The organism is Clostridioides sp. LIBA-6822, from assembly GCF_056688955.1.
In genome coordinates this window covers 3563686-3577697 of record NZ_CP196995.1, presented here as the reverse complement: position 1 = coordinate 3577697, position 14012 = coordinate 3563686, and the positions used below count along the sequence as shown (strand labels likewise).

Below are 14012 nucleotides of genomic sequence, written 5' to 3'. Positions count from 1 at the left end.
AAATTTACGTTTAAGCATAATATTATTATATATATTGAAGTAAATTTATTAAAAAATAGATAAAAAAATACTAGTCTTAGTTGGCTAGTATTTTTTTATATTAAATTATATAGAGAATTAATACATAATTTCTCCACTTAAAACAGTATAAGCACTTCCTCCAATTTTTACAGAAGATATATCATTATTTTCCTTGGCTATATTTACATATACTTTTCCAGGTCTGTTTATAAAGTTACCTTCCTCACCAATAAAACTAGTTTTTTCTAAAATATTATGTTGTACTATATAAGATGACACACAAGCATTTCCAGTTCCACATACAGGGTCTTCTGTAACTCCAACATATGGTGCAATAGATCTTAAATGATAGTCACATTTTTCATCTATAGTCTCTATGCAAAATGGAGTTATACCAATTATATTATTTTCACCACTAAATTTTTTGATTTCATTTAAGTCTGGAGAAATATTTTTTAAATCATCTAAAGATTTTAATCCAAATACAAGCCACCAAAGTCCAGTATTTACCTTCATAATTGGATACTCAAGCAATCTATCTTCATTTACACCTATCATTTGTGCAAGTTCTTTTCTGTAGTTATCTAAATTCTCAAATTCAGGGGGATTTTGTTCCATCATAAATATATTTTCATTATCTATTTCTTTAAGCTCTACAGATAATACACCAGCTTTTGTTTCTTGATAAAATATATTCTTATTAGTATCAAGTTTACCCTCTTCTAAAAGTGCATGAAAAGCTCCTACTGTTGCATGACCACATAAATCAACTTCTAAACCAGGTGTAAAGAATTGTACCTTGAAATCTGCTACATTTGATTCTGAAACAAATGCAGTTTCTGATAAGTTCATTTCTTTAGCCACATTTTGCTTGATTTCGTCAGAAATATTGGATGCATCAGTAACTACACCAGCAGGATTTCCTCCAAAAGGTACAGTTGTAAAAGCATCAACTTGTTTAATATTAATTTTATTCATTTTTAAAACCTCCTTTTGTTTTTTCTGAAATATAAATTTCATGTTTTATGTATTGAGCTCCAATATATAAAATATTAGAGTTTCTTGTCCAGATTGAAATAGCTTCACTTCCTTTAGATAAGTTTCCTGTCAGTATTTCATTGTTATCTACAATTAAAATAATTCCTCTGTAAAGCTTTTTATTTTCAAGTGTAGTATCATTTCCTCCATGGATATGAATATTACTTAGGCCTTCTAGTTTTTTATTTTCTGAAAGAAGTATTTCAACATTAATATTTTTTTTACAAGCAATTAGAAGGTCATTTTTTAGTTCAAGAATTTCTTCATAAGGGCAAGAAAGTATAATTTCTTGTTTTGCATTATTTATCATTTCTATTGCCTTTTTTAAGATATTTTTATTATCTTTTATATTTAAAACATATTCTATACTTTTACCTTTATTTAATACCTGTAAGTTGTCGTTTAGCTTATCTATAGAATTATTAAATTCTTCTTTTTTATTTTTTAATAATTCGCTAGGATTTATAGGTACATATTTAATAGGGTCAGTTCCAACATTGACAATTATATTATTGTTTATTAGTTTTGTTATGTTTTCATATACTTTTGATTGTGGGACACCTGATAATTTGCTTATCTCGTATCCTGTTAAAGGATTTTCTTTTAATAATGCTATGTATATTTGAGATTCATATTTTGTAAATCCTATATTTTGTAATTCATTAACTATATCATCCATAGGTAAACTCCTTTTATAAAAGTTTAGTAACTACATAGGTAGTTATTAATTTAATTTTATAACCTAAATAGTGAAATGTCAACTATAATTAAGCAGAAAGTAAAAATATATAGTATAGATATGTAACCTCATAATCATACTTAGCATGAGATTAAAGTTATTAAAAATGAGTAGTTACAAAAAAGTGACTAATTGCACTGTTACATGGGTCGTAGTATATTAATATCAAGAAAACAATAAAGGAGATATATATTATGTCAAAAATAATAAATAACAATGAATTTATAAACGAAGTAGAAAATAAAGATGGATTAGTAGTTGTAGATTTCTTCGCAACTTGGTGTGGACCTTGTAAAATGTTATCACCAGTATATGAAGCATTAGGAAATGAGATGGCTGAAAAAACAGATTTTCTAAAAGTGGATATAGACCAAAGTATGGAATTAGCTCAAAAATTTGAAGTATCTACAGTACCAACTGTAATAATATTTAAAGATGGGAAGCCTGTAGATAGATTAATAGGTTTTATACCTAAAGATAATTTAAAAAGTAAAGTTGAATCATATATGTAATTAAAATAATTCATATATATAAACAAAAAACTCATTATAGTGAGTTTTTTTGTTTATATAGTATAAATCTTAAAGCGGTTACAAATAAGTGCCTAATTGGCAATGATATCATCTGTTGATATAGTATTTATATAAAAGAAAAATGAAAGGTTATAAAAAATAGGTGAAACTATGAGATATGATATTGCGATAATAGGAAGCGGTCCAGCAGGACTTGCAGCTGCTATAAATGCTAAAATTAGAAATAAAAATATAATTTTATTTGGAACTGAAGATATAAGTCAAAAGCTTATTAAAGCGCCTTCTATAGAAAATTATTTAGGAATTGGTAATATAAGTGGCTTAGAACTTAAAGATAAATTTAAAAAGCACATAGATGATATGGGAATAGAGATAACTCAAAAAAGAATTAATAATGTATATAGTATGGGTGAATATTTTACATTAGTTTCTGGAAACGATACATATGAATCAACTACGGTTGTATTAGCTACAGGTATTGAATATGGAAAAATGATAAATGGAGAAGAAGAATATCTTGGAAAAGGGGTAGGATATTGTGCAACATGTGATGCAATGTTATATAGAGATAAAAAAGTGGCTATAATAGGATACAATCATGAAGCTGAAGAAGAAGCAAATTTTTTAAGTGAAATAGCAAGTAGTGTTTACTATATACCTATGTATAAATTAGAAAATAAAATCAATAGTAGTATAAACATAATAGATGATAGACCCTTAGAAATAAAAGGTGGAAAACTAGTCAATAAATTAGTATTGAGAAAAAGTGAGTTGGATATAGATGGTATATTTATCATAAAAGATAGTGTATCACCAAAATATATGGTTCCAGGATTAGAAGTAGAAGATTCTCATATAAAATCAGATAAAAACATGAATACAAATATTGAAGGTTTATATGTGGCAGGGGACTGTGCTGGGAAACCATATCAATATTTAAAATCAGCAGGTCAAGGTCAGACAGCTGTATCTAGTGCAATTTCTTATCTAGATAAGCAGAAGATAAAGAAATCAATGCTTGTTAATACTTATTAGATAAAAATTAATAAAAACCTAAGGTATTATTTTTTTAATACATCCACCCAACATTAAGAAATGTTATTTGAAAATAAAGATTTAATGTAAAAAGGTGAATTCTATTATATGAATTCACCTTTTTACATTAAATCTTATATAAGTTGTGTATAAAAATGTATTTCTTTTGATGATTAAAAATATTTTAATAGAGTTAATTTTTTGTGTAAAAATAAGATTAATCTTTATCTATTGCTGAAAAAGAATAGAAAAATCTTATTTAAAAGCCAAAGTTTTAATAGCATATATAAATTTATCTATCTCATCAAAAGTATTGTACATTCCTAAACTTATTCTAACAAGCCCTACAGGACTTTCCCTCATAAATCTAATATATGCCTCTTTTGGACTTATACCTAACAGTTTTTGTACATAAATATCTGCACCTACTACTCCAGCTCCAGTTTCTATTCCAAAGTTATCAACCAAATATTTTGCTACATCCTTATAGTACATATTACTTATATTAAAAGATATATTTGGGATAATTACATTGTTTGACTTATCTCCATATATTATCACATTAGGTATTTTCTTCATTTCCTCTTTAGCATATAAAAATAATTCTCTTTCATATTCTGAAATTCTGTTTAAACCAATTTTGTTTAAAGTGTTTAGTGATTTTCCCATTGCAAGAGTTCCAAAATACTCTGGATATCCTGCTTCAAAACGTTGAGGTATATTTGCATATATTATTTTGTCATCGGTTACAAATTTTGTAGAACCTGAACCATATAATACAGGAGTAAATTTTTCAAAGAATGCTTTAGGACCTACTAGAGCCCCACCATTTAATGGGGAATAGCATTTATGTCCACTAAAAACAATAAAGTCTATATGCTCAGCACATTCATGTGGCATCATTGAAAAAGGTTTATGCTGAATTACTTGAACAATATCCACTAATATCTTTGCACCGTATTTATGAGCAATTCTTGCTATTTCATATATAGGAGTGGTTATACCTGTAACATTACTAGCACCTGTAACCGTAACCAGAGATATATTCCCAGCATTATTTCTAAGTATATTCTCTAATTGGCATAAATCAAGTTCTCCTTTTTCTGTAATTCCAACAACTTTTGTAGGAAAATTAACTTTAAAAGGCAGGTAATTAGCCATATGTTCCATTGCTGTAGTAATAACAAGTTTATTTGGACTTTCATTCTTAAAAAATTCCGCTAATAAGTTTATTCCTTCTGTAGCATTTTTGACATAAATAACAGAGTCTTTTTCTTTATCTCCATCAATGAGTTTTAGAATGGTATATCGTACATTCTCATATTCTAAAGTATTTTTTTCTGAGATTATTCCTGGAGCATTAATATAAGTAAGCCACGGAATCTCGCAATTTAAATTATCCACTACGTTTTTTAGAACTAATGGAGTAGCAGAATTGTTAAAATATATCCTTTTAACAGTTTCACTACTCTTAGTTTTAACTTTAAGATTTGCACCTTCAATGTATTCAGATAAATCCATGAATGGCATAAAAAAACCCCTTATCTAACAAACTATTGTATTTTTTATTAAACAAGTTCAAGTTTTAATCAAGAGCTTGTTTAATATATGTTATGTTTTTAGAAAGGGTTTTGTTAATTAGCTCTTGTTAAGTTATTTATTGAATTTATTAATATTTGTAGATAGATTATTAAATCCATTACTAGAAACATTAAAAGATTGGATTGACTCAAATTTGACACGTGCAAATATTTGAATAATAATAAGGTTGAGTTTTGTTTAAAATATAAATAGTTATAAGGTGAAGTTAACATTCAATAAACATTCATTATATATAATAAATAGATTGATATTTTATTTAGGAGATGATTATGTGAGAGTATTAATAATAGAGGATAATAAGGAACTTTCTTATAATATAAAGTCAGGCTTGGAAAATGAAGGACTTGTAGTAGATATAGCAAATTGTGGATTAGATGGAGAAGAAAAAGCATTTATAAACGATTATGATGCTATATTATTAGATTTAAACTTACCTGATAAAGATGGAATAGAGATATTAGAATTTTTTAGAAGTAATAATCTAGAGATACCTATAATAATTGTAACAGCAAGAGATGGAGTAAATGAGTTGGCAAAGGGGCTTGATTTAGGAGCTGATGATTATATAGTAAAGCCATTTCAAATTATAGAATTAAGAGCTAGGATACAAGCAGTTATAAGAAGATTTTATGGTAGGACAAACCCAGATATAAAAGCAGGACCCATTACAATAAATCCAGCATCGAGAAAAGTATATGTATATGATAAAGAAGTAAGTCTGGGAAGCAAAGAATTTGATATAGCAGAATATATTGCAAGTAGATATCCAAATATTGTGTCAGGTATAGATATATCAGAACACGTTTATGATGAATATTTTGACCCTTTATCATCTGTACTAAGGGTACATATAGCTAGATTAAAAAAGAAATTAAAAGAAGTGGCAGGTAAAGAGATAATAATAACTACTAGAGGGATAGGATATTCTATATGCAAGGATTAAAGAATAAAAAGTCTATAGTGTTAATTTTATATTCTGTTATAGTTTTTATAATTTTTACAATAGGTCTAAAATATATTATAAACATATCTGATATAGATAAGAATTTAATTTCTAGAGATTTAACTCCATATAAGGGCGAAATGATGCCAGACAATGTATATGATATAGATAAAGGAGTAATAACTAATTATGATCTTATACTTAAGAATAATTTTAATGTAGTTATAATATTATTTTTTGCTTTTATAGTGACATCTAATTTCATACTTTTATCGATACTAAATAGATTGGAGTTTAAAGAAAGAATAGAAATATTAAATAATATAAATAACATTGAAGATGAGGACGAAATATTGAGCATAGACCCTATTATGTCTAGAGTGTATAAAGACTTAAAAAATAAATTTGATTCTCATATTGAGGACTATAAAAGATTGAATTCATATTTATCACATGAACAAAAAAACGCTATATCTATATTGAAAACAAGTTTAGAACTTGATGGAAATAATGAATTATTAAATACTCTCGATAAAGTTTCAAATAGCGTAGAAGATGTACTTGCAATAAGTGATATAAAAAATAATGAGGATATGTATGAGGTTGATATAGCTTTAATATGTGCACAAGTGTGTGATAATTATTCTAAAGTGTATAGCAATTTGAACTTTGATTTTGATGAAGATGAAAATATGAGTATCTATGGAAAAGAAAAGTGGATTTATAGAGGTGTATCCAATCTTTTAGATAATGCAATAAAATATGGTGAAGGTAAAGATATATATGTAAATGTAAAAAATCAAAAGGGAAGTGTTATTGTATTGGTAAAAGATAATGGCATTGGAATGAATAAGCATCATATAGATAAAATATTTTATGATAGGTATAGAATAAATGAATTAAATAAGGACGGGTATGGTATAGGTCTTAGTTTAGTAAAGCATGTATGTAATTTATGTAATGGTTTTGTATGGGTTGAAAGTGAAGAAAATAAAGGTTCAACTTTTTATTTAGTGTTTAAAGAATATAAGTGACAATTAATAAAAATTCTAATAATATTGCTAGCACAGTATTCAATTGATAAGAGGAGATATAAAGTGTATATTTTAAATAATGCAATTAAAAATTTGATTAGAAATAAAATTCATAGTTCATTTAGTATAGTTATTATGTTATTAATGGTTTTATCAATTGCTATTTTCTCAATAATAAATTTAAGTGCATCTATTATAAATCAAAAATATGAGAAAAAACTTGAGTCAAAGGTAAGTATTAAAATTAATGAAAAAAAGATTGGCCAAAATGATTCAATAGAATCTTTGAGAGGATATAATGTTTTAAATTTAGATGACTATTTAAACTTTTCAAAATCAAAATATGTAAGAAAAATGTCACTTATAGGAAATATTGTTTTGTATCTTGATAATAATAAAAAACCTGTAGTTAGTAATGATAAAAATCTTGTATATGGTGATATAGGCACAAATTTTGTGGTTATGGGATTTACAGATAAAAATATAAATCTTAAATATTATAATTTAGATATGAGTAGAGGGAGATTATTTGAAAAAGATAATGAATGTATAGTAAGTGAAGACTTTCTAAATGTTAGTGAGTCTGAGGTTGGAGATACAATATCTTTGCTAAATGATTATGATGCTAATACTATGTTAAATCTAAAAATAGTAGGTGTATATAAGAAAAAACATGGCAATAAAGTAGAAAATACTCAAGATATAAGCATATACAATAACATATTAACCTCATACAACACTTTACTTGAGTTTGAAAAAAAGATTAGACCAGAGAATCAGATGATTTATACAAGTGCTAATTTTTTACTTAGAGATTCTAATAGTAGAAAGGTTTTTGAGAAAGAACTAAGAAATAAAGGGCTAAGTGATATATATAAAGTTACTATAGATGATTCAGTGTATCATAAATTAATGGCACCAATAAAACACTTGTCTAGTGTAGCTTTTACATCTATTTTTGGAATATTAGTGTTAGGCTCAATATTATTGATGATAAGTTCTGTAATATCAATAAAAAAAATAAAATATGATATAGGGGTGTTGAGACTAATTGGAATGTCTAAATTTAAGATAATTAGAAGTTTCGTTTATGAAAGTATCATAATGATTTTGATATGTATTATACTTGGATTGGGAATTGCAAGTATATCAGAAAAAGCAATATCAAATTATGTTTTTGAATATCAGTATAAATATAATGTAACATATAATGACTCTGTATTTGATTATGGAGGATATAAAGATATAAACATAAATTATAGTAACAGCAAACAAGAGATGAAAAATTTAAAAGATAAATCAACTTTAAAATTTATGTTTAATATAATTATTATGGCAATTATATTGATATTGTTGACTAGTATAGTATCCATATATAGTACAATTATGTACAAGCCAATACAAATAATTTATGATAGAAATTAGGTGATGGAGATTGCCAATACTTAAATTAATTGATGTTAATTATAAATATGAGGGCAGTAGTAAGTTTGTATTAAAAGATATGAGTGCAGAGTTTGAAACTGGAAAAATGTATGTTATTATAGGAAAAACTAGAGCGGGAAAGAGTACTTTATTGTCTACAATATCGGGTCTCGATGATTGTACTAGTGGAAGTATTATATATAATGGTGAAGATTTAAAAGATATAAATAAAAATATTTATAGAAGTAAGTATGTAGGTGCAATATTTAAAGGTTACAACTTGTTAAATGATGCCACTGTTTTAGATAATATTATTATGACTATGTTGGTTGGTGGAAACAGAGAAAAGAATAAGGATGAAATTGTATATAAGACTCTACAAAAAGTAGGAATTAATAAGGAAAAAGCAAATTGTAAAGTGAAAGATTTATCTAACTATGATAAGAAGAGAGTCTGTATTGCTAGAGCATTGTCTAATAATCCAAGTTTAATAATTTGTGATGATATCATAGAAAATGATGATATTATAGAAAGTACTGATGATAAAAGCAAAAAAAGCTTGGTAGATATACTTTACAAACTAGCATCTAAAGATAATAAATGTGTGATAATAGCTACAACTTTAGATAGAATTGCTTTATGTTCAGATGAGTTATGGGGAATAAGTAATGGCAAATTGATGTTTATAAAAAGTAGAGATAATAGGATAGACTAAAAATATAATAAGATAGATTAAGATAAAAGCATTATTATAAATTTGTAATAGTGCTTTTATTTATGAGTTATTATGTAAATAATTTGTGTAATAGTCTATATATTTTTTATGAAGATATCAAAAAGTATAGGACAATTAAATTATTAAATTACACGAAAATGAGCTACAGTTGGGGGAAACTGTAACTCATTCTATTTTGGGGGAGATAGGTTGAACTTATTGGTTATCCGTATCATATTTTTAGTATAGTCACTTATTTAAATTTATATACATTTTTTTATAAATTTTACATAAAATGTTAAATATTAATTGAAACTAATGATAAATATGACCAGTAAACTTATAAAAATATTAAAGATATGACTAAATAAAAGTAGTTAAAATGTATTGTAAATAATTAGAAAAAATGATTTTATAAGTAATTATAGACATATAAGTATAATAATCTAATAAAAAAACATAAAACAAAATATAAAAATTATTATAAAATATATTATAAAAAACTATGCCTAATTTATCTAAATTAAAATTTATATTAGTTAATACATATATTTGAGAAAAAATTAAAAATACAATATAATTTGAATTTCAATATATATCTATATAGTTCAAATTGAAATACTTGAAAATACTGGAAAATAGTTTGAAATTAGTTTCAGAATATAAAATGTCGATTAATTTTAACTAATTGAATATACAAAAGAAATATTTAAATATATTTAAATAAAAAAACGACAAAATATGATAATTTGATTAAGAATAATTAAAATATTTTGTTATTGTAGTATTATAGGGTAAAATGCAAAATATATTCGAAAATAAAATTTTAAATATTGACATTAAATTAAATATAATATACTATGTAAGTGTGATGAGAGATTTTTTTTAGAGGGGATTTATAGTGAATATAAAAAAAATATTTAATAACAATGTCGTAGTAAGCTCCTTAGAAGATGGCACAGAAATAATTGTTACTGGTGCTGGAGTTGGATTCAAGAAAAAAGTAGGAGATTTGATAGATGAAAATTTGATTTCTAAGAAATATTTTGTTCAAGATAATCAAAAAGACAAATACAATCAAATACTTAATAAGACCTCTATTGAATACTTTAAAATTTCAGAAGAAATTATAGAAAAGGCTAATGAAGTTTTAAATACTCAAGTGAATGATTCAATAATATTAGCCTTAACTAGTCACATAGAATTCGCTGTCCAAAGAGAAAAACAAGGTATAAAATTACCAAACTTAATATTGAATGAGACAAAACAACTTTATAGAGAAGAATTTGAATTTGGATTATGGGCAATTGATGAAATTGAAAAAAGGATAGGAGTAAAATTGCCTGAAGATGAAGCAGGATATATTGCTATTCATATAATCAATGGTTTGGAGAATTCTCAAAAAGATGAAGGTATTAATATACTTGAGTTTTCAAAGCAAGTTATTCAGATAATTGAAGAAGTACATGGGTTTAAATTAGATGTAAATTCACTAAATTACACTAGACTTATAACTCACTTAAAGTTTTTTGTTCAAAGGATTTTAAGAAAAGAAACTTATAAAGATAGTGATATTGAAGATATGTACAAATTGGTAAATAAAAATTATAATAAACCTAAAATATGTACTGAGGAAATTGCAGCATTGGTATTAGACATGTTTGAATATAAAATTAGTAAAGAAGAAGAATTATATCTAATGATTCACATAAATAAAATAACAAACAGTGGTTGTTAGGATTGTAACTGATAAGCAGGCAAAACCTAAGTCATTGAACTTAACTATAGATTAAGTTTTTTGATTTAGGCTTTTTTATTAAATACAGACAGTGAGTTTTAGGATTGTAACTGGTTAAGCAGGCAAAACCTAAATCATTGAACTTAACTATTAGATTAAGTTTTTTGATTTAGGTTTTTTTATTAAATACAAGCAGTGAGTTTTAGGATTGTAACTGGTTAAGCAGGCAAAACCTAAATCATTGAATTTAACTATTAGGTTAAGTTTTTTGATTTAGGTTTTTTTATTAAATATAGACAGTGAGTTTTAGGATTGTAACTGGTTAAGCAGGCAAAACCTAAATCATTGAACTTAATTATTAGATTGAGTTTTTTGATTTAGGTTTTTCTATAAATTTGATTATGTTTTTAGATAAAAATAGGAGGGTAAAATTATGAAAAAAAATAAGTTAGGTTTATGGAACTTCTTCCAAATGTTAGGAAAAACGTTTATGTTCCCAATAGCACTACTTAGTGTTTCAGGGATGATGTTAGGACTTGGTGCAGGTTTTACAGACCCTAAGATGATTGCTATGGTTCCATTTTTAGGAAATGAATATGTTAACATGATTTTAAATTTCATGCTGACAATAGGATTATTTGCATTTAATAATTTGGGAGCATTATTTGCAATGGCAATTCCATTAGGATTATTAAAAAAAGAAAAAGAGTTTGGAGCGTTTTCAGGTTTAGTAGGATTTATAGCAATGCATATAGGTACAAATTTTTATTTAACAAGAGCTGATTTATTAGTACCAGTAGACCAAATGTCAACTAATGGTCAAGCTATGATTATGGGGATACAAACATACAATACAAGTGTTTTAGGTGGTATTGTAGCAGGTTTAATTGTTTATGCAATATATGATAAAGTTAGTAATTTAAAAATGCCAGAATCATTAGGATTCTACAGTGGTCCAAGATTAGTTCCAATTGTTAGTTTAATAGTTATGAGTATTGTTGGATTATTAATACCTATTGTTTGGCCACCATTTTTCAATGCGTTCCAAAATTTAGGAAAATGGATTTCTTCAGCAGGACCATTAGGCTATTTCTCATATGCAGTGGCAGAAAGAGTTACAATTCCATTTGGATTAAATCATCTTGTAACATCAGTATTCCGTTTTACACCAATAGGTGGAACTGCTGTTATTGACGGAGAAACATACTTTGGTACATTGAATATGTTTATGGCATATGTAGAGAATAATCAGATTATACCTCTTGATTTAGCTGGTAAAATGGAACAAGGTAAATTAATGATTCAATATGGATTAGCTGGTGCTGCACTAGCTATATATCGTACAGCAAAACCAGAAAATAGAAAAGCGCTTAAAGGACTTTTAATATCAGGAGTGTTGACAGTTATTATAGGTGGTATAAGTGAGCCAATAGAATTCTTATTCTTATTTATCTCACCAGCATTATTTGCTTTCCATACATTTATGAATGGTTTAGCAAACATGGTACTTCCATACTTAGGTGTATTAATGGGATTCACAGGAGATTTAATTGCATTTATAAGTTTTGGTGTGTTAAGAGGTACAGCTACAGGATGGCCAATAGCAGTATTAGTAGCAGCCTTATACTTTGCAATATACTATTTTGTATTTAAGTGGGCAATTATTAAGTTTAATATAAAGACTCCAGGACGTGAGGATAAAGAAATAAAAGTATCTGAGGGAAATGGTTCAGATTTTAAAAATCTATCTACATATAAAGGACAGCAAATGATAGCTGCTTTAGGTGGACAATCTAATATATTATCATTAGATAATTGTGTAACTAGACTACGTTTAAAATTACAAGATGTATCACTAATAAATGAGGATGCAATTAAAGAAGCTGGTGGTATAGCAGTTGTTAAATTAGACGAACACACAATACAAGTAATTATAGGGACTCAAGTGTATTCTTTAAGAAAGCAGATGGATAAAGCTATGGAAGGTCATTTGGAGGCATGTAATGATTAACTTTGATAAAAAAATAGACCGATTGGGTACATATTGTACCCAATGGGACTATGTAGAAGATAGATTTGGAAAAAAGGGGTTACTTCCTTTTACAATATCAGATATGGACTTAGAGTTTCCATATGAAATAACAGAAGTCTTACAAGAAAGATTAAATCATAGAGTTTTGGGATACAGTAGATGGAAACATGATGATTTTAGAAATTCAGTTACGAATTGGTACATTAGAAGGTTTAATTGTAGTATTGACAGTAATTGGATATATTACAGTCCTAGTGTAATGTACTCAATTAGTAAACTTATTGAGATATTTAGTGATGAAGGAGATGGAATCCTGATAAATACTCCTGCATATAATGCTTTTTATGATGTTATAGCAAATAATAATCGTAATATTATAAAATCGCCTCTTGTAAATGAAGGTGGATTATATTTGATTGATTTTGAGGATTTTGAGAAAAAATGCAAAAAATCTAAGATATTTATTTTATGTAATCCTCATAATCCAACTGGAAGAGTATGGAGTGAATTAGAACTCGCTAAGATTGTAGGTATATGTAAGGACAATAATGTAAAGATAATATCAGATGATATACATATGGATATTGTATATGATAATAGAATGACTCCTATCTTAAAGGTTGCAGAAAGCTATTTAGATTCTATATTTATTTGTACATCAGCATCTAAGACTTTTAATATACCAGCATTAACTGGGTCATATGTGATTATACCAAATGAAAGTATTAGAAATCAATTTGAAAATATCACTAGATACCGTGATTTTGTAAATTCACCTGCAATACTAGCAATACTAGCAACAATGGTTTGTTATAATGATTGTGAATATTGGTTGGATGAGCTATTAAAATATCTTAAAGGTAACCTTGAATATACAATTAATTATATAAAAGATAGTTTAGAACCATTAAAATTGATTATGCCAGAAGGTTGTTACTTTGCTTGGATAGATTTTTCTGACCTTAAGATAAGTAGTGAGGAATTCCAAAAGTTATTGATGGATATTGGAGAAGTAGCTATTATGTCAGGAAACGTATATGGTGAAGAAAGTGAGTTTTATTTAAGGTTAAATGTAGCATGTTCAAGAGAAAAACTTGAAGATGGTTTAAATAGAGTTAAAAAAACTATAGATTATATTGCAAAAAATATTTAATATA

The 14012-nt window shown here is 26.4% G+C and carries 12 protein-coding genes; 9 read left to right on the top strand and 3 right to left on the bottom strand.

The window, feature by feature from the left end; all coding sequences use genetic code 11:
- Positions 1 to 117: 117 nt before the first annotated feature.
- Complete coding sequence (locus tag ACTG48_RS16990) at positions 118 to 999, bottom strand: PhzF family phenazine biosynthesis protein (RefSeq protein ID WP_021385976.1); 882 nt, start codon at positions 997 to 999, stop codon at positions 118 to 120.
- Positions 992 to 1738: a TrmB family transcriptional regulator gene (locus ACTG48_RS16985; protein ID WP_479917470.1), complete on the bottom strand. Its 747-nt coding sequence runs from the start codon at positions 1736 to 1738 to the stop codon at positions 992 to 994. The genes ACTG48_RS16990 and ACTG48_RS16985 overlap by 8 nt, the downstream gene beginning before the upstream one ends.
- Positions 1739 to 1992: 254 nt before the next feature.
- Here ACTG48_RS16985 and trxA point away from each other — a divergent pair, with 254 nt between their 5' ends.
- Positions 1993 to 2310 (top strand): thioredoxin, encoded by a 318-nt coding sequence (trxA, locus tag ACTG48_RS16980; protein WP_021385981.1) that lies wholly within the window; start codon positions 1993 to 1995, stop codon positions 2308 to 2310.
- 171 nt (positions 2311 to 2481) lie between these two features.
- Positions 2482 to 3366: an NAD(P)/FAD-dependent oxidoreductase gene (locus tag ACTG48_RS16975; protein ID WP_479917469.1), complete on the top strand. Its 885-nt coding sequence runs from the start codon at positions 2482 to 2484 to the stop codon at positions 3364 to 3366.
- 255 nt (positions 3367 to 3621) lie between these two features.
- On the opposite strand, the gene ACTG48_RS16970 is transcribed toward ACTG48_RS16975, so the two are convergent.
- Positions 3622 to 4896 (bottom strand): aminotransferase class V-fold PLP-dependent enzyme, encoded by a 1275-nt coding sequence (locus ACTG48_RS16970; RefSeq protein ID WP_479917468.1) that lies wholly within the window; start codon positions 4894 to 4896, stop codon positions 3622 to 3624.
- A gap of 343 nt (positions 4897 to 5239) precedes the next feature.
- Between ACTG48_RS16970 and ACTG48_RS16965 the strand changes: the two genes are divergently transcribed.
- From ACTG48_RS16965 to ACTG48_RS16935, 7 genes are all read left to right on the top strand, one after another.
- The gene (locus tag ACTG48_RS16965; RefSeq protein WP_021386039.1) at positions 5240 to 5911 is read left to right on the top strand and encodes a response regulator transcription factor; all 672 of its coding nucleotides are present in this window, start codon (positions 5240 to 5242) and stop codon (positions 5909 to 5911) included.
- Positions 5899 to 6945: a sensor histidine kinase gene (locus ACTG48_RS16960; protein WP_479917467.1), complete on the top strand. Its 1047-nt coding sequence runs from the start codon at positions 5899 to 5901 to the stop codon at positions 6943 to 6945. Before ACTG48_RS16965 ends, ACTG48_RS16960 begins: the two co-directional genes overlap by 13 nt.
- A gap of 63 nt (positions 6946 to 7008) precedes the next feature.
- A complete protein-coding gene (locus ACTG48_RS16955) occupies positions 7009 to 8370 on the top strand; it encodes an FtsX-like permease family protein (RefSeq protein ID WP_479917466.1) in 1362 nt (453 codons plus the stop codon).
- A 10-nt stretch (positions 8371 to 8380) separates the two neighbouring features.
- Complete coding sequence (locus tag ACTG48_RS16950) at positions 8381 to 9085, top strand: ATP-binding cassette domain-containing protein (protein WP_044213924.1); 705 nt, start codon at positions 8381 to 8383, stop codon at positions 9083 to 9085.
- Positions 9086 to 9986: 901 nt separating this feature from the next.
- Entirely contained in the window at positions 9987 to 10823 is an 837-nt protein-coding gene (locus tag ACTG48_RS16945) for a PRD domain-containing protein (protein ID WP_021386110.1), read from the top strand.
- A 433-nt stretch (positions 10824 to 11256) separates the two neighbouring features.
- Positions 11257 to 12834, top strand: coding sequence for a PTS transporter subunit EIIC (locus ACTG48_RS16940; RefSeq protein WP_021385997.1), 1578 nt, complete (start codon positions 11257 to 11259; stop codon positions 12832 to 12834).
- Positions 12827 to 14008 carry a MalY/PatB family protein gene (locus ACTG48_RS16935; RefSeq protein ID WP_479917465.1) on the top strand — a complete coding sequence of 394 codons (1182 nt, stop codon included), beginning with the start codon at positions 12827 to 12829 and terminating at the stop codon, positions 14006 to 14008. The genes ACTG48_RS16940 and ACTG48_RS16935 overlap by 8 nt, the downstream gene beginning before the upstream one ends.
- Positions 14009 to 14012 lie beyond the last annotated feature (4 nt).

Coding starts and splice junctions, on each gene's coding strand:
- ACTG48_RS16970 (WP_479917468.1), bottom strand. CDS start 4,896: ATGCCATTCATGGATTTATCTGAATACATTGAAGGTGCAAATCTTAAA.
- ACTG48_RS16940 (WP_021385997.1), top strand. CDS start 11,257: ATGAAAAAAAATAAGTTAGGTTTATGGAACTTCTTCCAAATGTTAGGA.
- trxA (WP_021385981.1), top strand. CDS start 1,993: ATGTCAAAAATAATAAATAACAATGAATTTATAAACGAAGTAGAAAAT.
- ACTG48_RS16975 (WP_479917469.1), top strand. CDS start 2,482: ATGAGATATGATATTGCGATAATAGGAAGCGGTCCAGCAGGACTTGCA.
- ACTG48_RS16960 (WP_479917467.1), top strand. CDS start 5,899: ATGCAAGGATTAAAGAATAAAAAGTCTATAGTGTTAATTTTATATTCT.
- ACTG48_RS16935 (WP_479917465.1), top strand. CDS start 12,827: ATGATTAACTTTGATAAAAAAATAGACCGATTGGGTACATATTGTACC.
- ACTG48_RS16990 (WP_021385976.1), bottom strand. CDS start 999: ATGAATAAAATTAATATTAAACAAGTTGATGCTTTTACAACTGTACCT.
- ACTG48_RS16985 (WP_479917470.1), bottom strand. CDS start 1,738: ATGGATGATATAGTTAATGAATTACAAAATATAGGATTTACAAAATAT.